Annotated in this window: 21 protein-coding genes; 3 read left to right on the plus strand and 18 right to left on the minus strand. The window is 65.7% G+C overall.

The genetic code is table 11. From position 1 onward, the window contains the following. The first annotated feature begins 119 nt into the window (after window positions 1-119). Complete coding sequence (locus WBN46_RS06835; protein ID WP_337730904.1) at window positions 120-530, plus strand: GFA family protein; 411 nt, start codon at window positions 120-122, stop codon at window positions 528-530. A 450-nt stretch (window positions 531-980) separates the two neighbouring features. Here the strand turns inward: WBN46_RS06835 and lolD are convergent, their stop codons facing one another. The 10 genes from lolD to WBN46_RS06885 are packed head-to-tail and all read right to left on the minus strand — an operon-like array spanning window position 981 to window position 7,654. After that, the gene (gene lolD / locus WBN46_RS06840; RefSeq protein WP_337730905.1) at window positions 981-1,706 is read right to left on the minus strand and encodes a lipoprotein-releasing ABC transporter ATP-binding protein LolD; all 726 of its coding nucleotides are present in this window, start codon (window positions 1,704-1,706) and stop codon (window positions 981-983) included. After that, complete coding sequence (locus tag WBN46_RS06845; protein WP_337730906.1) at window positions 1,699-2,946, minus strand: lipoprotein-releasing ABC transporter permease subunit; 1,248 nt, start codon at window positions 2,944-2,946, stop codon at window positions 1,699-1,701. The genes lolD and WBN46_RS06845 overlap by 8 nt, the downstream gene beginning before the upstream one ends. Window positions 2,947-2,952: 6 nt before the next feature. Further along, window positions 2,953-3,408, minus strand: a complete 456-nt coding sequence (locus tag WBN46_RS06850) for a hypothetical protein (RefSeq protein ID WP_337730907.1) — start codon at window positions 3,406-3,408, stop codon at window positions 2,953-2,955. Further along, the gene (locus tag WBN46_RS06855; RefSeq protein WP_337730908.1) at window positions 3,359-3,607 is read right to left on the minus strand and encodes a succinate dehydrogenase assembly factor 2; all 249 of its coding nucleotides are present in this window, start codon (window positions 3,605-3,607) and stop codon (window positions 3,359-3,361) included. The genes WBN46_RS06850 and WBN46_RS06855 overlap by 50 nt, the downstream gene beginning before the upstream one ends. Beyond that, complete coding sequence (locus tag WBN46_RS06860) at window positions 3,604-4,035, minus strand: MAPEG family protein (RefSeq protein WP_337730909.1); 432 nt, start codon at window positions 4,033-4,035, stop codon at window positions 3,604-3,606. Before WBN46_RS06860 ends, WBN46_RS06855 begins: the two co-directional genes overlap by 4 nt. Before the next feature lie 4 nt (window positions 4,036-4,039). Next, window positions 4,040-4,822 (minus strand): succinate dehydrogenase iron-sulfur subunit, encoded by a 783-nt coding sequence (locus WBN46_RS06865; protein ID WP_337730910.1) that lies wholly within the window; start codon window positions 4,820-4,822, stop codon window positions 4,040-4,042. A gap of 18 nt (window positions 4,823-4,840) precedes the next feature. Then, window positions 4,841-6,631 (minus strand): succinate dehydrogenase flavoprotein subunit, encoded by a 1,791-nt coding sequence (gene sdhA, locus WBN46_RS06870; RefSeq protein WP_337730911.1) that lies wholly within the window; start codon window positions 6,629-6,631, stop codon window positions 4,841-4,843. Between the two features lie 5 nt (window positions 6,632-6,636). Continuing rightward, a complete protein-coding gene (gene sdhD, locus WBN46_RS06875) occupies window positions 6,637-7,020 on the minus strand; it encodes a succinate dehydrogenase, hydrophobic membrane anchor protein (protein ID WP_192201314.1) in 384 nt (127 codons plus the stop codon). Further along, window positions 7,017-7,409 carry a succinate dehydrogenase, cytochrome b556 subunit gene (sdhC, locus tag WBN46_RS06880; protein WP_192201315.1) on the minus strand — a complete coding sequence of 131 codons (393 nt, stop codon included), beginning with the start codon at window positions 7,407-7,409 and terminating at the stop codon, window positions 7,017-7,019. Before sdhC ends, sdhD begins: the two co-directional genes overlap by 4 nt. 59 nt (window positions 7,410-7,468) lie before the next feature. Beyond that, window positions 7,469-7,654, minus strand: a complete 186-nt coding sequence (locus WBN46_RS06885; RefSeq protein ID WP_192201316.1) for a DUF1674 domain-containing protein — start codon at window positions 7,652-7,654, stop codon at window positions 7,469-7,471. A gap of 123 nt (window positions 7,655-7,777) precedes the next feature. Between WBN46_RS06885 and WBN46_RS06890 the strand changes: the two genes are divergently transcribed. Next, complete coding sequence (locus WBN46_RS06890; protein WP_337730912.1) at window positions 7,778-8,560, plus strand: folate-binding protein; 783 nt, start codon at window positions 7,778-7,780, stop codon at window positions 8,558-8,560. Window positions 8,561-8,648: 88 nt separating this feature from the next. Continuing rightward, window positions 8,649-9,878 (plus strand): 5-demethoxyubiquinol-8 5-hydroxylase UbiM, encoded by a 1,230-nt coding sequence (gene ubiM / locus WBN46_RS06895; protein WP_337730913.1) that lies wholly within the window; start codon window positions 8,649-8,651, stop codon window positions 9,876-9,878. A 17-nt stretch (window positions 9,879-9,895) separates the two neighbouring features. On the opposite strand, the gene WBN46_RS06900 is transcribed toward ubiM, so the two are convergent. From WBN46_RS06900 to WBN46_RS06935, 8 genes are all read right to left on the minus strand, one after another. Beyond that, window positions 9,896-10,441: an NADPH-dependent FMN reductase gene (locus WBN46_RS06900; RefSeq protein WP_337730914.1), complete on the minus strand. Its 546-nt coding sequence runs from the start codon at window positions 10,439-10,441 to the stop codon at window positions 9,896-9,898. 29 nt (window positions 10,442-10,470) lie between these two features. Further along, window positions 10,471-12,732, minus strand: coding sequence for a thiamine pyrophosphate-dependent enzyme (locus WBN46_RS06905; RefSeq protein ID WP_337730915.1), 2,262 nt, complete (start codon window positions 12,730-12,732; stop codon window positions 10,471-10,473). 8 nt (window positions 12,733-12,740) lie between these two features. Continuing rightward, window positions 12,741-13,397, minus strand: coding sequence for a glutathione S-transferase family protein (locus tag WBN46_RS06910; protein WP_337730916.1), 657 nt, complete (start codon window positions 13,395-13,397; stop codon window positions 12,741-12,743). Then, complete coding sequence (locus WBN46_RS06915) at window positions 13,387-13,872, minus strand: hypothetical protein (RefSeq protein WP_337730917.1); 486 nt, start codon at window positions 13,870-13,872, stop codon at window positions 13,387-13,389. Before WBN46_RS06915 ends, WBN46_RS06910 begins: the two co-directional genes overlap by 11 nt. Continuing rightward, window positions 13,872-14,423: a GNAT family N-acetyltransferase gene (locus WBN46_RS06920; protein ID WP_337730918.1), complete on the minus strand. Its 552-nt coding sequence runs from the start codon at window positions 14,421-14,423 to the stop codon at window positions 13,872-13,874. The genes WBN46_RS06915 and WBN46_RS06920 overlap by 1 nt, the downstream gene beginning before the upstream one ends. Before the next feature lie 6 nt (window positions 14,424-14,429). Then, complete coding sequence (locus WBN46_RS06925; RefSeq protein WP_337730919.1) at window positions 14,430-17,057, minus strand: DUF3857 domain-containing protein; 2,628 nt, start codon at window positions 17,055-17,057, stop codon at window positions 14,430-14,432. Between the two features lie 22 nt (window positions 17,058-17,079). Then, on the minus strand, window positions 17,080-18,243 hold the full coding sequence (locus tag WBN46_RS06930; protein WP_192201323.1) for an acyl-CoA dehydrogenase family protein: 1,164 nt from the start codon (window positions 18,241-18,243) through the stop codon (window positions 17,080-17,082). 145 nt (window positions 18,244-18,388) lie between these two features. Beyond that, entirely contained in the window at window positions 18,389-19,204 is an 816-nt protein-coding gene (locus WBN46_RS06935) for a glycine zipper 2TM domain-containing protein (protein WP_337730920.1), read from the minus strand. Window positions 19,205-19,219: the final 15 nt, after the last annotated feature.

Consider the following 19,219-nt stretch of genomic DNA (forward strand, 5'->3'; position numbering starts at 1 on the left):
AGGGCGGCGCCTGAGTGCACGCCTTCGGCTATATTCGCACCCAGTCGCCGCCCTGCTGCGGGTCGGCTTAATTCAGGTGTTAGGTACCATCAAGTTATCTCGCCTCCGCAAGGAAGAACATGGACCAACAACACACCGGCTCCTGCCTTTGTCGAACCGTCACCTTCAAGATAGACGGCGCGTTTGAACGTTTTTTCCTTTGCCATTGCTCTCATTGCCGCAAAGACACCGGATCAGCGCATGCCGCAAACCTGTTCTCATCGGTCGCCAAGCTCGAATGGCTCTCTGGTGGGGAGAACGTGCAGACGTACAACCTTCCAAGCACCCGCCATACACGCTGCTTCTGTTCTGTTTGCGGTTCTGCAATGCCACACGTCGGGCACGAGTTCGTTGTCGTACCGGCTGGTTGCCTCGACACGGATCTCACCATGACGCCTGACGCACATATTTTTTCTGGCAGCAAAGCTGCTTGGGACAAGAACCTCGCTTCCATCCAGGAATTTGATACGTTTCCTCAGAGCGGCCCCTAACAATTCGTTCAAGCCGGGCCCCCTTCGCGGTCTTGGGCGTAACCGGACCGCATCGGGCGGGCCGGTTTAACTCAGGCGCTAGGCTGCATGAAGAAACTTCTCGCGAACTTAGTTCTAGTTCTTGGCATAGCCCTCGCAGCCCATGGCCTACTCAGCATGTTTTTCATCCAAGATCTGCTGCCGGCTGACCTCGTTTCGCCGCTCGACAGCCAGAGCTCTCGATACTGGCGCGCGGTCCCCGCCGAGCCTCAGGACGACGTTTACCCGCCCTATGTCATTCTCGCGGCAGGGCTTGCGCTCTGCATGGCTGGAGTAGTGTCTCGTCGCAGGTTGGGCGGCACTGCGGCCTAACAATTCATTCAAGCCGGACCCGCTTCGCGGGTCGGCTTAATTCAGCAACTGTCTTCCAGCCAGCGGTCAGATGGAATGACCCAACGGTTTCTGCACAGGTCAGATCGCGTCGTGGGCCAGTTCGCGCAGTTTGCCCTCGTGCAGTTCCAGCACACGGTCCAGCCGGCGTGCCAGCCGGCGGTCATGGGTCACCAGCACGAGACTGGTCTTCTGCGCACGGTTGAGTTCAAGCATCAGGTCGAACACCGTCGCGGCTGTCTTTTCATCAAGATTGCCGGTCGGCTCGTCGCCCAGCACGCAGGCGGGCTGGTTCACCAGCGCCCGCGCCACCGCCGCACGCTGGCGCTCGCCGCCTGACAGCTCACCCGGCTTGTGCGCCAGACGATGACCAAGCCCCACCGCTTCGAGCAGCGACCTGGCCTTGCTGCGCGCGTCGTCCGTAGCGGCACCGCCGAGCATCACCGGCATCATGACGTTCTCCAGCGCAGTGAATTCAGGCAGGAGATGATGGAACTGGTAGACGAAGCCCAATGCCCTGTTGCGCAGCTGGCCACGCGCGGCATCGGACAATGAAGACATCTTCTGGCCGGCCACGTACACCTCGCCCGAGGTGGGCGTATCCAGTCCGCCGAGCAGATGCAGCAACGTGCTCTTGCCGGCACCGGATGCCCCGACGATCGCCACGGTCTCGCCGGGCTGCACGTTGAGCTCCAGTCCATCGAACACGGGCGTGCGCAGCTTGCCTTCCGCGTAGGTCTTGCCGAGGGCCTCGGCGTGGATGACGGCGGTGCGGATGGCGTCGTTCATGCGGTTCGGTTCACTCATAGCGAAGCGCCTCCGCCGGTTGCGTGCGGGCGGCGCGCCACGCGGGATACAGCGTGGCCAGGAAGCTCATGGTGAGGGCGACGGCGGCGATCAGCACGACCTCGCCCGCGTCTAGCTCATACGGCAGGCCGGTGATGTAGTACACGTCGGGAGGCAGCAACGTCACCTTGAACACCGCTTCGATGGCGGCAAGGATGTATTCCAGATTGATGGTCAGCAGAATGCCGCCGACCACGCCCAGCACCGTGCCCATCACGCCGATCAGGACGCCCTGCACCATGAACACCTGCATGACACCGCGCGGCGTGAGGCCCAGGGTGCGCAGGATGGCGATGTCGGCCTGCTTGTCGGTCACCAGCATGACCTGGGAGTTCACCAGCGAGAAGGCGCCCATCAGGATGATGAAGGACAGCAGGATGCCCATCACCGTCTTTTCCATCTTCAGCGAGTGATAGAGATTGGCGTTCTCGCTGGTCCAGTCGCTGATGCGGTACGGGCCCTGCAGACGCAACGCCAGGTCGCGCGCCACTTCCCAGGACTGATACATGTCGTGCAGCTTCATGCGTACGCCGGTGACACCCTCGCCCATCCTCAACACGCGCTGCAGATCGCCCATGTGGACCAGCGCCAGGTTGCGGTCGACGTCGTTGTGGCCGACGGAGAAGATGCCGGTGACAATGAACCGCTTGATCTTGGGCATCGCCCCCATCGGCGTACCCTGGAAATCACCCGCGGTGACGACCACGCTGTCGCCCACGCCCACGCGCAGCCATGCGGCCAGTTCCTGCCCCAGCAGGATGTGGAACTCGCCCGGCTGCAGCGATTCCAGCGTTCCGGCCTTCATCTTGTCGCCGATCACCGAGACCTTCGGCTCTTCGCCCGGAAGGATGCCGGTGACCAGGGCACCCTGCGGATCGGCATTGCCGGTCAACATGGCCTGCACGTGGATGAAGGGCGCGGCCCCGGACACGCGCGGATCGTCCATTGCGATCCGGGTGGCGTGCTGCCAGTCCTGCATCGCCTCGCCCGCCCCCATCACGGTAGCGTGCGCGGTGGCCTGCAGCAGGCGGTCGCGGATCTCGCGCTGGAATCCGCTCATCACCGACAGCGTGGTGATCAGGATCATCACGCCCAGCGCAATGCCGACGACCGAGGCCAGCGAGATGAAGGAAATGAAACCGTTGCGGCGCTTGGCGCGGAGATAGCGCAGGCCGATGGCGACTGGAATGGGCTTGAACATAGGGCCCTATGGTGCCCGATCCCCCTGACGCCGCCCAGCGCCCTCCATGTCCGCAGCAAGGCGCAGTTCACGCCGCGATGCCGCCGGCAGCGTGTCGGGCCACCACGACACGTGCCGCCAGCGGCCGCCGGGGCCCTCGTGCCACCGCAGGAACGCCAAGGGCCCGCGCCAATGCAGGCGGGCCTGGTGCAGGGGGACGCCATCGACCGTGGGCATGCGTCCGTTTCCGGGAAACCAGAACGCGAGGCGGGGACTTCGGCTTTCGCGGCGGGCGCGCCACACACCGTAGGCAAGCGCCGTCAGGGCCAGCGGCCAGGCGAACATGCGCGGCATCTCGCTGGTCAGCACCGACATCGCGCCCAGCAGTCCCAGCAGGATCAGCAACGCCTGCAGCAGGCGCGACGGTCGCCATTCAAGCCGGCAGTTGACGGATCCGTTCGACCAGCGCGGCGAGTTCGGCATCGGGACACTGCTCATAGCCCATGAACCAGCGCCAGAGCTTATCGTCCTCGCAATCGAGCAGGCGTAGGAAAACCCCGCGCTGCGCCTCGGATTCCGTCGGCCAGCTTCGGTCGAGATAACGTCCGAACAACTGGTCCAGTTCGCGCATGCCGCGCCGGCAGCGCCAGCGGATGCGCTTGAGTTCGGGATCGTCCGTCATGCGGCGGCCAGGGCGATGGCGAGCCGCACCCAAAACGCGATCAGCACCAGCGTCGCCAGCGCATAGGCGATGAAGCGGGTCATCACATGATTGAAGGTGCAGTGGACCACGCTGTGCACCACGCGCAGGCCGACGAAGGCCCATGCCAGCGCGAGCGATGCGCTATCCGATACGCTCAGTTCCGCGGCCAGCAGCACACCGGCGTAGAACAGGACCGGTAGCTCGAACAGGTTGCGGAAGTTGTCGGAAGCACGGGTATCGAGCAGCAGGCGGGCCGAATCGGCAGCACTGGCGAGCGCCTGTGCGTCGATGCGCTTGCGTGCCATTTCACCCAGCCGCAGGTGGTACAGCCTGACCCACACGAGGAAGGTCAGGCTGGCCATGGCCACCGCGGGCCAGAGGATCGCCGTGGCAGGTGCGCCGGTCATGCGATCAGGCGCGACGCGCCATCATCAGCTTCTTGATCTCGGCGATCGCCAGCGCCGGGTTCAGGCCCTTCGGGCAGGTGCGCGCGCAGTTCATGATGGTGTGGCAGCGGTACAGCTTGAACGGATCTTCCAGGTCGTCCAGGCGAGCACCGGTGTCTTCGTCGCGCGAGTCGATGATCCAGCGGTAGGCCTGCAGCAGGATTGCCGGGCCGAGGTAGCGTTCGCCGTTCCACCAGTAGCTCGGGCAGCTGGTCGAGCAGCAGGCGCAGAGGATGCACTCGTACAGACCGTCGAGCTTCTTGCGGTCTTCCGGCGACTGCAGGCGCTCGCGATCCGGCGGCGCCGGGGTTTGCGTGCGGATCCACGGCTTGATCGAGGCGTACTGCGCGTAGAAGTGGGTCAGGTCGGGAACGAGATCCTTCACCACCTCCATGTGCGGCAGCGGATAGATCGGCACTTCGGCCTTGGTGCAGTCACCGATCGCCTTGGTGCAGGCCAGCGTGTTGGTGCCGTCGATGTTCATCGCGCACGAACCGCAGATGCCTTCGCGGCACGAACGGCGGAACGTCAACGTGGGGTCGATCTCGTTCTTGATCTTGATCAGCGCGTCCAGGACCATCGGGCCGCACTTGTCGAGATCGATCTCGTAAGTATCGGTGCGCGGATTGGCGCCGTCGTCCGGGTTCCAGCGGTACACCTTGAAGGTGCGCACGTTCTTGGCGCCCTTCGCGGGGAAGTGCTTGCCCTTGGTGACGCGCGAGTTCTTCGGGAGTGAAAATTCGGCCATGTGTCAGGTCTCCCGGGCTCAGTAGACGCGCGGCTTGGGCGGCACCACATCCACGTCCTTGCTGAGCGTGTACATGTGCACGGGGCGGGAATCGAAGCTGCACGTGCCGTCATCGGCGACGTTCACCAGCGTGTGCTTGTGCCAGTTGACGTCGTCGCGGTCCGGGAAATCCTCGTGCGCGTGCGCGCCGCGGCTCTCGTGGCGCTGCTCGGCCGAGTTGATCGTGGCCACGGCGTTGAGCAGCAGGTTGTGCAGTTCGTAGGTCTCGATCAGGTCCGAGTTCCAGACCAGCGAGCGGTCGCTGACCTTGACGTCCTGGAAGCTCGAGAAGATGTCGGCCATCTTGTCGCAGCCTTCCTTCAGCGTCTTGCTGGTGCGGAAGACCGCAGCGTCGGCCTGCATGGTGCGCTGCATGTTGTCGCGGATCACCGACGTCGGCGTGTCGCCGTTGGCGTTGCGCAGCTTGTCCAGGTGCGCCAGCGCCTTGTCGCAGGCGTCGCCCGCCAGCGGCTTGTGCGACGAACCGCTCTTGATCGTCTCGGCACAGCGGTTGGCCACCGCGCGCCCGAACACCACCAGGTCGAGCAGCGAATTGGAGCCCAGCCGGTTGGCGCCGTGCACGGACACGCAGGCGGCTTCGCCGATCGCGTAGAGGCCGGGAACGACCGCATCCGGATTGTCGCCGACCTTGCGCACCACTTCGCCGTGGTAGTTGGTCGGGATGCCGCCCATGTTGTAGTGCACGGTCGGAATGACCGGGATCGGCTGCCTGGTCACGTCCACGCCGGCGAAGATGTGGGCGCTCTCGGCGATGCCGGGCAGCTTCTCATTGATGACCTCGGGGCCCAGGTGGGTCAGGTCGAGCAGGATGTGGTCCTTGTGCTCGCCCACGCCGCGGCCTTCGCGGATCTCGATGGTCATCGAGCGGCTGACCACGTCGCGCGAGGCCAGGTCCTTGTAATGCGGTGCATAGCGCTCCATGAAGCGCTCGCCGTTGCTGTTGCGCAGGATGCCGCCTTCGCCGCGCACGCCCTCGGTGATCAGGCAGCCCGCGCCGTAGATGCCGGTGGGATGGAACTGCACGAACTCCATGTCCTGCATCGGCAGGCCGGCACGCATCACCATGCCACCGCCATCGCCGGTGCAGGTGTGCGCCGACGTGGCCGAGAAATAGGCGCGGCCGTAGCCGCCGGTGGCCAGCACCACGCCATGCGAACGGAACAGGTGCAGCGTGCCCGTGGCCATGTCCAGCGCGAGTACACCGCGGCAGGCGCCTTCCTCGTCGAAGATCAGGTCCAGCGCGAAGTACTCGACCATGAAGCGCGCATCGTGCGCCAGCGACTGCTGGTACAGCGTGTGCAGCATGGCGTGGCCGGTGCGGTCGGCGGCGGCGCAGGTACGTTGCGCCGGCGGGCCCTCGCCAAACTTGGTGGTCATGCCACCGAACGGACGCTGGTAGATCTTGCCGTCCTCGGTGCGGGAGAACGGCACGCCGTAATGCTCCAGCTCGATGATGGCCGGGATGGCCTCGCGGCACATGTACTCGATGGCGTCCTGGTCGCCCAGCCAGTCCGAGCCCTTGATGGTGTCGTAGAAGTGGTAGCGCCAGTCGTCCTCGCCCATGTTGCCCAGCGCGGCGGAAATGCCGCCCTGCGCCGCCACGGTGTGCGAGCGGGTCGGGAAGACCTTGGTCAGGCAGACGGTCTGCAGGCCCTTGGCGGCCAGGCCGAAGGTCGCGCGCAGGCCGGCACCGCCGGCGCCCACCACGACCATGTCGTACTTGTGTTCGGTGATCTTGTAAGCGGACATGGTGCTCAGTTCCCCAGCGCGATGCGGGCCACGGCGAAGACGCTCACGATGGCGCCCAGCACGGCGATGAATTTGACGGTGGTCTGCACCGCGAGGGCGAGCAGCGAGTTGTGGACGTAGTCTTCCAGCACGACCTGGAGGCCGAGCTGGGCGTGCCAGAACATGGCCACCAGGAAGCCGACCAGCAGCACGGCGTTCCAGGGCTTGGCAACCGCAGCGGTGGCGGTGACGTAGTCGGCACCGATCAGGCTGAGCACGAACACCAGGAACCAGATCGTCAGCGCGACCAGCGCGGTGGCGGTCAGGCGCTGGTGCACGAAGTGCTCGGTGCCGGTTTTCGCGGAGCCCAGGCCACGCGCATTCTTGATCGGCGTACGGAAGTCGCTCATGCGCCACCTCCCAGCAGCACATAGGCCCACACCAGGGCGGTGATCACCAGGCTGGCGATCACCGACAGCCAGCTGCTGCGCACGAACGTGGCAACGCGGTAGCCGATGGCGAAGTCCTGCACGATGTGCCGGATGCCGTTGCACAGGTGGTAGGCGAAGGCCCAGGTCCAGCCGAACAGGAAGACCTGCCCGTACCAGGCGCCCGCCAGCGTGGTGAAGCAGTTCCAGGCTTCAGGGCCGATCACCAGCGTCAGCAACCCCGCAGTGATCAGCAAGGCGCCGGCGGCGAGGACGATGCCCGTGGCGCGATGCAGGATGGAGGTCGCCATCTGGATCTGCCAGCGGTAGACCTGCAGATGGGGGGAAAGCGGACGTTGTGGAGTCGCCATTCGTTGCGCTCGTTGTCTCGGCTGGGCGGTCAGGACCGCGTTGGCTTTACGTACGCTGCTCAAAAATCGATGCAGCGCCCGTTCTTTTCCCAATCCCCGTAACGCGTGGGCTCGGGCCCGTCGCGTCCACCGATCTCCTTCTGCGCAGCCGGTTCCCCTGCCCCTGCGCCTGCGGTCGGCGGTGAGGTTTCGGGCGGCTGTGTTCCGGGATCGGGGTCGGGAGTTGGAGGAGTTTGACCTATCATGTTGGTCTCGCAACGCACAAAATTTTAATCCTCACCCCCTTGGCTTACAACCTTTCCCCTACCAGTGCACCGGTTTTCACCCTTCCCGACCATGCGCTGATAACGCTGGAAGGACCGGATGCCGTGGCTTTCGCCCATGCGCAGTTCGCCAACGACGTGGCAGGTCTTGCCCCGGGACATTGGCAGTGGAATGCGTGGCTGACGCCCAAAGGGCGCGTGATCGCGGTCTTCGCGCTGGTCAGGTTGTCCGGGGATCGCCTGTGGCTGGTGCTGCCCGATCACCCCGTCGACGTGTTTGCCGATGCCCTGCGGCGTTTCGTGTTTAGACGAAAGTTGAAGATCGAGGTGCCAGCGGACACCGGCATCGCGGGCACGTTCGCGACGCCTGCCAGCGCACAGGGTGCCGCCGTGGGCGAGCGACAGGATGTGCTGGAACTGGATTTCAGTGGCGATGGAGGCGCGCGTACCTTGTACGCGGGGCGGCTGGTGGCGTCGGACGATGCCGCCCTGTCCGCCGCGTGGCGCGTCGCCGACCTGTGCCACGGCCTGCCACGCCTGCCCGAATCGCAGCGCGAACAATGGACGCCCCAGCAACTGGCTCTCGACCGACTGTCGGCGTACAGCGTCAAGAAAGGGTGCTACCCGGGCCAGGAGATCGTCGCGCGCACGCATTTCCTTGGTAAAGCCAAACGCGCCCTGCGCTGCTTCCGCACCGACGGCCCGGTAATCGCGGGCGTTCCGGTGCGCGAGAGCGACCGCGATATCGGCGAAGTCGTCTGCACGGCGCAGGACGGCGAGCGCACAATTCTGCTCGCGGTGCTACCGCTGGAGCATGCAGGTGGTGGGCTTGCCGCCGGCGACGGTGTACTGGAACCATGCCCCTTGCTGGACGGCCTGCGTCGCTGAGCATCATCTGCAGGGCGATTGATCCACGTCAATGACGCCCACGCACGCCGCCCTAGACTGCTCGTGAACCCGAGCAGGAAGCCTGCGCATGCAGCATGACGTCATCATCATCGGGGCCGGACCGGCGGGTCTCTGCCTGGCCAAGGCCCTGTGCGACCTCGACCTGAAAGTGGCGCTGGTGGAACGCCAGCCGCGCGCGGCCATCGCCGAGCCCGCCTTCGACGGGCGCGAGATCGCCCTGACGCATGCGTCGATGCGGCAGCTGCGCGACCTAGGCATTTGGCAGCACCTGCCCGAGGACGCCTGTTCGCCGCTGCGCGCTGCGCGCGTGATGGAGGGCGATTGCCTGCACGACATGCGCGTCGATGCCGGCCTGGCCGGCAAGCCGGAGCTGGGCATGCTGGTTCCCAACCACCAGATTCGCGCAGCCGCCTGGAACGCCGTCTGCGACCTGCCCCACCTGGACGTGTTCGACAACGCACGGATACACGCGGTCCGCACCACCGACGACCAGGCCTGCGTGACGCTGGGCGACGGCCTGCGACTGGAGGCGCCCTTGCTGGTCGCCGCGGACAGCCGTTTCTCCGAGACCCGCCGCGCCATGGGGATCGGCGCGGACCAGTACGACTTCGGCAAGAGCATGCTGGTGTGCCGGATGCACCATGAGCAGCCGCATCAGGGCGTGGCGTGGGAGTGGTTCGGCCACGGCCAGACGCTGGCGCTGCTGCCGTTGCAGGAACATCTGTCCTCCGTCGTCGTCACCCTGCCTGACAGTGCGGCCAAGCGCCTTGCATCACTGGACGTGGATGCCTTCGCCCACGAGATGGAACAGCGCTACGGGCATCGCCTGGGGCACATGCGGCTGGAGAGCAGTCGCCATGTCTACCCGCTGGTCGGCGTGTATGCGCGCCGCTTCGTCGGGCGCCGCTTTGCCCTGGTGGGTGACGCGGCGGTGGGCATGCATCCGGTGACGGCGCATGGCTTCAACCTGGGGCTTGCCAGCGTGGAGCGCTTGGGCGCAATGGCGCGCGACGCACGGCAGCGTGGCGGCGACCTGGGATGCGCGGAGGCCCTGGCGCGCTATGAACGCCGGCATCGTCGCGGCACACGGCCGCTCTACCTGGCCACCCGTGCCATCGTGGAGCTCTACACCAACGATCACGCGCCAGCGCGCATCGTGCGCGAGGCCGTGCTGCGCGCAGGTCGCCGGCTTACCCCCTTCCGGCGCGCGCTTGCCCGGACGCTGGCGGACGAGCATCCGGCTGTCCGCCCGCCGCTGCAACGCTTGCGCGACGGGCTGGCATTGCTGCGCCCCTAGCGTGCACCGGGCAAACGCTACGCCGCCAACCAGCCTCCGAAGCGATCGAGGAACAGTTGCAACCGCTTGCGCAGGCGCTCATCGGTGATCGCCCCGTCCGCGTCGACCTGGCCTTCGCGGTACTGGATGGCGATCTCGGGCTGCGGCAACACCGCGACATCCACCGCCGCCAGGACATTGCGCAGGTGCTGCTGGGCCGACACGGTCCCGTGCGCGCCCGGCGAGGTGCCGATCACCGCGGCACGCTTGCCGGCAAATGAATTGCTCCCGCCCGGCCGTGAGCCGATGTCGATGGCATTCTTCAGCACGCCGGGAATCGACCGGTTGTACTCCGGCGTGATGAACAGCAATGCGTCGCAGATCTCCACTTGCTGCTTGAAGCGCAGGCCGGCGGCGGGGAAATCCGCGTCGTCATCCTGGTCGTAGAGTGGCAGGTCACCGATGTCGATGTCCTCGAAGGCGAAACGCTCTCCCGCCAGCGTTCGCACGGCATGGCCGAGCTGCCGGTTGAAGGAGCCTGCGCGCAGGCTGCCGACGATGATGCCGATGCGCGGCGCAGTCATGTTCCGATCTCCAGACGGGGCTGGCGACATCATGCCAGCCGGTCCGCCGCCGCGACGATGTCCTCGTCGCCCGGGAGCACCAGGAATGCCGCGCCTGCCAGCGGCGTGTACGTATCCGCGCCGACCACGCGCTGGAACGGCCGCGCACCATGGCCCGCCTCCGCGATGGCGGTGATGACGCCCTCGCCCACTCCCGCCGCGTGGCGACCCTCGTCGACGACCAGGATGCGCCTGGCGGTCTTCGCCTGCGCCGCGATGAAGGCGTCGTTGAGCGGCACCAGCCAGCGCAGATCGACCACGCGCACCTTCCAGCCGTGCTTGTTCTCGATGCTGCGTGCCGCGCGCAGGCTCATCGGCACGCCATTGCCGTAGGTGAAGATGACCAGATCGTCCGCATCCTCGCCATATACGCGGCCTTCGCCCAGCGGCATCGCCTCGTCCTGCACCGGATACGGGAACAGCCATTGCCCGTCACCCGCCTCGTGCAGATCCTTCGTCATGTACAGCGCGATCGGCTCCAGGAACACGCTCACGCGTCCGTCCACCTTCGCCAGAGCGGTCAGCGTACGCAGCATGGTGGCCGCATCGTCGCCGCGCGACGGACAACCGACGACCAGACCCGGGATGTCGCGCAGCGCGGTGATCGAATTGTCGTTGTGGAAGTGGCCGCCGAAACCGCGCTGATAACCCAGACCCGCGATCCGCACCACCATCGGATTGCGGTACTGGTCGTTGCTGAAGAACTGAAGGCTGGCCGCCTCGCCCCGGATCTGGTCGCAGGCGTTGTGGAAATACGCCAGGTACTGGATTTCCGGCAGAGGCAGCATGCCCATGTTGGCGTAGCCTTGCGCCAGGCCGAGGATCATCGTCTCGTCCAGCAGCGTGTTGAACACGCGACTGCCCTTGAACGCCTTCTGCAGCCCCTTCGTGACGGTATAGACGCCGCCCTTCTGCGCCACGTCCTCGCCGAACAGCAGTGCCTCGGGGTATTTGCAGAACAGGTCGTGCAGGGCGTTGTTGATCTGGATGGCCAGATGCCGTGGCGGCAGTTTCTCCGGCAGCTTGTCTTCGCTGCCGAAGGCAGCGACGCGCACGTCGTGAGGTGCGGCACGCGCGGCTTCCTTCGCCACCGCGTCGGGCGTACACGGCGCCAGCGGCGCCATCACGTGCTCCAGCGTGGTGATGCGGGGACGGCCATCGGCATCCTCGGCGGCCGCGAAGCAGCGTTTGCGCGTGGTTTCGTACAGCACCAGCAATGCCTCTTTCGAGAGCAGGCCGGATTCCAGGGCGATGGCCGCAGAACGCAGCAGCGGATCGGTCGCCTCCACGGCGCACAGTTCCTCCAGCGGGCGCCATTCGATCTCGAAGTCGGTACCCGCATGACCCATGATGCGGGTCGTGCGCAGATGCAGGAATGTCGGCCGGCGCGTGCGCCGGCAGTGATCCACCGCCGCCTGCACTTGCCCGTAGCCCGTCGCCAGGTCGAGGCCGTCGGCGTGGAAGTAGTCCAGGTCCTTGCGATCACGGAAATTGCGCCCGATCCAGCCATCCGGCGTCTTCACCGAAATGCCGATGCCGTTGTCCTCGCAGACGAACAGCACCGGCGCGGGCAGCTTCTGGTAGGCGGTCCACGCCGCCGCATTGAACGCGGTCTGCGCGGTGGCATGGTTGCTCGACGCGTCGCCGAAGGAGCAGATCGCAATGCTGTCGTCGGGAATCGGCAGTGCATGGCCGATGCGGCGCGCCTGCTCGATCGCCACCGCCGTGCCCAGCGCCTTGGGAAGGTGGGAGGCAATGGTCGAGGTCTGCGGCAACACCCACAACGGCTTGCTGCCCCAGACCTTGTGGCGGCCTCCTGACGCGGGATCTTCGGCGCTCGCGGCGAACGAGAGCGCGGAGTCCATCACCGGATCCATGCCCGGCAGCTTGCGGAAGCGCTCGGCCATGAAGCCGCCGCTGCGGTAGTGCAGGAAGGCAGGATCGGTATGGCGTGCCAGCCGCGCGACCATGGCGTTGCCTTCGTGGCCCGAACTTCCGATGGTGTAGAAGACCTTGTTCTGCACGCGCAGTACGCGCGCCATCAAGTCGAGGTGACGCGAGATCAACTGGGATTCCAGCAGCTCGATGAAGCCTTTCGCATCCAGCGCACTGCCCGGCAGGACGGCATCACCGGCAGCAGGCCTGTCGCCGACGTGCCCCTTCCATTCCTTCACGAACTCGATGAAGTTCTGGTCGCAGATCTCGGCACGGTTGAGGCCCTTCATGCGGGCGGGAATGGGGTTTGCGGTCATGTGCTCGCTCAGGATCGGGAAGACGCCAGGCGCGCGGCGACATCGTCGCTCACGCCCGGCATGGGAACAAAACCCGGCGTGGCGTACACACGCGCCAGCCAGTCGGTGATGCGGGGATACGCCGCCAGGTCGAAGCCGCCGTCGTTCGCGCAATGGGTGTAGGCGAACAGTGCGATGTCGGCCACGCCGTACGCCGGACCGGTGAACCAGATCGCGGTCTCCAGGTGTCTTTCCATCACCGCCAACGCCTGAGCGCCCCGTTCGACCAGGCGGGGAAGGTCCGCGCGACGCGGTGAATCCAGCGGCGTCCAGCCACGGATGAAGCGCGCCACGGCAATGTAGGGCTCATGGCTGTACTGCTCGAAGAACAGCCAGCTCAGTGCCTGTGCCCGCTGCCAGGCATCGCCGGGCAGGAAGGGGGTGCCTTCCGCCAGCCAGCACAGGATGGCATTCGACTCGACGAGGATGCCGCCATCGGCGCGCTCCAGCATCGGCACCTTGCCGTTCGGATTCCTGGCCAGGTACTCCGGCGTGCGCGTGCCGCCGTTGGCGCTGTCGACGTCGATCCACGCGTAGGACCGACCCAGCTGTTCAAGCAACAGGCGGACCTTGTGGCAGTTGCCGGAGGTGGACATGCCATGGACGGTGACGGGATCAGGCGACATGCGGAGGCTCCGGCAACGGGGGAATGCGGGCGGCCTTGGCGAGATCCTTGTCGCGACCGAACGCGAGCAGGATGCGGCGCTGTTCCCGCAGCGTCGGGATGCGCAAGGCATCGCCCGCGATGTCCAGGCGCACGTCTTCGTGCACCACCAGGGCCTGCCAGCCGGCGGCGGTCATGACTTCCAGCCCGCCCATTACTTCGACCGGCATCGGCAGATGCACGAAACGCGAGAAGGTGGAACGGAACCGCGTTCCATCCGCGGGACGATATTCCGCATCGGCATGGCCGCACCATGCTTGGCGCAGCCGCAGCGCATCCGCGCGGCTGCAGAGCACATCGATATCCTGCGGCGCGATGTCGTCAATGCCGGCAAGTACCATCGCGGTACTGCCGATGATCCACCAGGGATCGCGCAACGTCCGCGCCAGCTCCGGCAAGGCATGGTGCAGGCCTGCGTGCAGGGCGGAAGCCGGCATCACGATTGCGTGGCCCTGCGGGCTTTCCACTGCGCTCGCGTCTGGCCCCAGACCTCGACCGGCTTCTCGTGGTGCGGCTCGGGCAGGCGATCCATCCGCAGGTAGGTCGAACCGAGCTTGGCGGCCACCGTCCTAGAGTTGGCGTTGGCTGGATCGATGGTATGGATCACCTCGTCCCAGCCCAGATGATCGAACGCCCAATCGATGCTGGCCACGGCCGCTTCCGGCGCATAACCGCGACCCCAGGCTTCCCGCGCGATGCTCCAGCCGACCTCGGTGCCCGGCCATCCTTCCGGTTGCCACGGTCCTACCCTGCCAACCCAGCGACCCGTGGCCTTCTCGATCACCGAGAACATGCCGAATCCCTGCAGGTGCCAGCTCCCCAACGTCGCGGCGAGGCTGCGCCACGCGGGCGAGCGCGCCTGCGTTCCGCCGATGTAGCGCATGGTCTCTTCGTCGGTCGCAAACGCGGCCCACGACTCATAGTCCTCGCGCCGCGGGAGCCTCAGCAGCAGGCGGGGGGTTTCGAGCTGGAAAGCGGTCGGATCCATCGCGACTCAACCCGGCAGGACAAACGCGATGAAGATGATGGCCCCGAGCACGATGGGCAGTACGCTGACGCCCACCACGAGGGCACCTTTCCGGCGTCGCGTGCCCGCTACACCTGCGCAAGCTCCCGCAAGGGAGGCCAGCCACCAGCACATCCCCGTCAACAGCAGCAGACTCGCGGTGATCTGGGCCGGCATCCGCACCGGGTCGGTGAGCAGCTCATCGTCCATCCAATGCAGCCTGAAACCCAGTGCAAGCGAAGCCAGGCACATGAACACCAGCATTGGCGCCATCGCCATGCCATATGCCTGCAGGGTCTGCGAGTAGGAGACACGATTACCGAACACTCTCATCGCGAATCTCAGCAATCCCGCGAAGAACGCCCAGCGGAGCCACAGTACGATCATCGTGCCGATCACCGTCCCGAAAAGGAACGCCGAAGGGTTCTGAAGCAGGGCACCGCCGCGCTCGAAGAGCGCCTCCACCACCACGCATGCGAAGCCCAGACCTGCGCCCACTGCGAGGCGGCCGGCCGAAAGCCGCGCGGCGACGGTTTTACGTGGTCGGAAAAGCATGCCCGCCGTCACCCAGCGATGGCGTGCGAACCAAAGGCCCGCCAGCACCAATCCACCCGTCAGCAACGAGGCCAAGGGCCACGCCCAATCGCGCAACGATCCGCTCGGCATGGCCCAGCCGGCGTCGAGGTCGATATCGTATTGCATCAGGTCGCGTGCCGCCCGCAGGTCCTGGCGTACTCGTGCATAGTCTGCCGCGGGCACTTCGTCGGCCAGTCGCCTCCACTCGATGGTGATCTTCAGCATGTTGCGCTGGACTTCGATCTTGCGACGGACATGGAAATATGTGTTTTCCACCACGTCCTCGCGCGCCTTGATGCTCCATCCCTCGGGGTGGAAACTGCGGATCACCTGCCGCCCATGGCGGGGCCCACCCAGCGACAACGGCGTGCGCCTGGCCTGGTCCGCCAGGCTAGGCGCCCAGTCCAGCACCTGGAACAGAACAACGCCGAACAGCGAACCGTCCATCTCGCCGTCCCATTCCAGGGAATAGGCTTCGCTGACCTTGACGTCCTGCTCGCCGTCCACCAGGACAGGATCGCGTTTGTCGCGCAATCCTTCGTAGAAGTTCTGCATGTAAGCCAGGTAGCGCTTCCCCACCTCGGCGCTCCCCTCGCTGTCGAAGCTGTTGCGAACGTCGGTGGCCTGATCCCGCCGGTACGTCGTCTCGACCAGGAAGTCGACCTTGTACTTGTTGTCTTTCGTGCTGAAGTCCAGGCGCTGCTCGACATCCACCACCGGCTCCGTCGGAAACGGTGCAGGTACTTCCATCAGATCGGCGCTACCGGGGGCAATCTCCAGTCCCAGCCCGAAGGTGAGTGGTGAGCGTCCCGCCAGCGGGCCGCGCTCACGGTCGCGGGTCGGGTCAATCCAGACCGGGCCATCGGGCAACTCCGCACGCACGACCACGTGATCGAAGGCCAACGGACTGGGAAGGCGCTGGGCTATCGCTGCCTTCAGGCGCGTATTGACGAGCACCGGCGATGCGGGAACGCCGGCTTCATGCAGCAGCGCGATCAGCAGCTGCGTCTTGTCTTTGCAATCGCCGAAGCGACGCTCGATCACCCGTTCGGGGCGGTTCGGCGCATGCGATTGCAGGCCCATGTCCAGGCCGGTGTAGCGCACCTCGCCCTGCACGAAGGCGGTTGCACGCGACAAGGATCCTGCGGGGTCTGCATTGTCCAGTTGCAATCGCCGTACCCACTCGGCTGCCATGGCGCGATCCTCGAATCGCCCCGGATAAAGCGGCAATGCCCACTGCACGACATCGCGCCACCCTCGTGCGGTCGATATCTCGACCTCTTGGCTGTCGGTGTAGCTGGCCGGGGTGCCCTCTTCTTCGTCCAGCTTGGAGAGGCCGACGCCGCGTAGTTGCCACCACTGCCCGTCGGCTTGCATGCCATGGCTGGCTGTATAGCCTGACGGGGTCTTTGGCAAAATCAGCGAGAAATCTGCCGGATAGTCGACGCGGATCAAGCGCTCGCCGAGTGGAACGCTGTAGCGCGCGTTCCAGTAATCGTGGTAGTCGTCTCCGAAGACCGGGTTGTAGCCGTGGATCGTATAGCGGTACTCGATGCGGTCGCCTAACCTGATGTCCGGGATAGTTACCGACAACTCCCGTCCCCCGTCGAGTAAACCGGCCTCCAGGCCGGCCTCGCGCCGCAGTACTTCGATCCTCGAGTCCTTGCGGCGGTCAAGGCGTTGGCCGCCGCGCCACACATCAATCGCATGCACCACCACGCTGTGGTACGCGGGCTGGTAGCTGATGCTGAACTGACCCGCCGAAGCCAGGCCGCGCTCCGCCACCACTTCGTAACTGACATGGCGATGCCAGGCTGGTCGTTCGCCTCTCAGGTCGACGCGATCCGCAACGCCCAGATAGCGCACGCCGTCCGAAGCGACGGCAGTGGCGTCGCGCTCCTGATAGACCCAAGGATCAGGTCCCGGCGCATCGTTGGCGAAACGATAGTCCGCCGCTAGCGCAGCGGCGCACTGATACGCCAGCACGAGTGCAAGCCACCACGCTCCCCGGCGCGGACGGTGATCGCCTTGGATACCCAATCGCGGCTCCCCTAGATCGGTCTCAGAACGCGTTGATGCCCGTCAGCTCGCGACCGATCACCAGCTGGTGCACGGTCTCCGTGCCCTCATAGGTGATCACCGATTCCAGGTTCAGCGCGTGGCGGATGGCCGCGTGTTCGGTGGTAATACCGGCGCCGCCCAGCAGGTCGCGGCATTCGCGCGCGATGTCGATGGCCATGCGGCAGTTGTTCCACTTCGCCAGCGACACCTGCGAGGGCTGCATGGTGCCGGCGTCCTTCAGGCGGCCGAGTTGCAGCGACAGCAGCTGCGCGAGTGTGATGCGGCGTGCCATTTCGGCCATCTTGATCTGCGCGCTCTGCGTCGCTGCGACGGGACGGTCGAACAGGATGCGTTCCTTGGTGTAGCCCAGCACTTCGTCGAGGCAGGCGATCGCCGCGCCAATCGGGCCCCAGGTGATGCCGTAGCGGGCCTGGGTCAGGCAGCCCAGCGGCCCCTTCAGGCCTTTTACGTTGGGAAGGCGGCTGCTGTCGGGCAGGCGCACATTGTCGAAGAACAGCGCGCTGGTCACCGAGGCGCGCAGGCTCATCTTGTGCTTGATCTCCTGCGCGGTGAAGCCGGGCGTGCCCTTCTCGATCAGGAAGCCCTGGATGCCGTCATCGGTCTGCGCCCAGACGATCGCGATGTCGGCCAGGTTGCCGTTGGTGATCCACATCTTGGAGCCATTGATGACCCAGTCATCGCCATCACGGCGCGCGGTGGTCTTCATGTTGGCCGGGTCGGAACCGCCGTGGGGTTCGGTCAGGCCGAAGCAACCGATGACCTTGCCCGCCGCCATGTCCGGCAGCCAGCGCTGGCGCTGCTCTTCGCTGCCATAGGCGTAGATGGGGTACATGCACAGTGAGGACTGCACGCTGACGAAGCTGCGGATGCCGCTGTCGCCGCGTTCCAGTTCCTGGCAGATCAGGCCATAGCTGACCGCGTTGAGGCCGGCGCAACCGTATTTCTCGGGCAGCGAAGAACCCAGCAGCCCGAGTTCGGCGATCTCGGGAACGAGTTCTTTCGGGAACCGGCCCTGGTCGAAGGCGTCGCCGATGATCGGCCGCACGCGTTCGTCGGTGAAGCGGGCCACCGCGTCCTGCACGGCACGCTCTTCTTCACTCAGGAGGGAACGGACATCGAACAGGTCGTACGGGTTCAGAGCCATCGTGCTTCAACCGGCGTCAGGTATTCACCGCATTGTATGCGTTGGCCCTTGAGGCCGGTAAGCGCCAGTCCGCACAGCAAAGGCCGGCGAAACGCCGGCCTTTGCGGGGTACCCCGTTGAAACGCAGGCCTGCCCGGCCTGCGTGTCAGCCCTTGTCGGGGGTGTCGACGCTGGCGGTCTGCGTGACCACCTGGCCATCGATCACCGGCAGGCGCTCACCCGGCTTCTGGTCCATCCGGATGGTCTTGTCCTGACCATCGAAACGGTAGGTCACGTCATAACCGATGACCTTGTCCGTCGTGCCCATCGCGATGCGCGTACCCGGCTTGCTGTCCATGCGCATGGTACCGGTGGTGCCATCCGGATTGCGGTAGGTCACGTTGTAACCGGTCACGCGCGAGGACTCGGAGGTCGCATTCTCGGTGTGACACTGACGCTCCGTACGACTGACGACCTTGCCACCCACGTGGCGCTTGTCCACCTGGTTGCCGATCGCACCGCCCGCGACCGCGCCCGCCACGGTGGCGGCCTTCTTGCCGCTGCCGCTGCCGACCTGGTTGCCGAGCAGGCCACCAATCACCGCACCGGCGACCGTGCCGCCGACGTTGCCATCGCGCTCGGGCGCACGCTCCTGCACCACCACGTCCTCGCAGACTTCGCGCGGCGTACTGGTGGTCGTGGTCTCGCGTACGGGTTCGGTGCCGATCACCGTGGCGTACAGCTTCTCCGAACTGGTCACTGGATCGGCCTTGACCACGGTGGCGTACTGAAGCGTGCCCACCGGAATCTGGTTGTCGGTCGCGGCGGCGTCATCGGCGACCAGGGTGCCATCGGCGGCCGTCACCAGGCCATCCTGGCCGGTCGGGCTCTTGTCGCCACCCTTGAGGAAGGCCGCAGTGGCCACACCGCCCACCAGCAGCGCGCCGACGGCGACCAGAATGGTTGTTGTATTGCTCTTCATCGCTGCCTCCAGGTC

The sequence above is a fragment of the Pseudoxanthomonas sp. CCNWLW251 genome (assembly GCF_037402255.1).
GTDB lineage: Bacteria > Pseudomonadota > Gammaproteobacteria > Xanthomonadales > Xanthomonadaceae > Pseudoxanthomonas_A.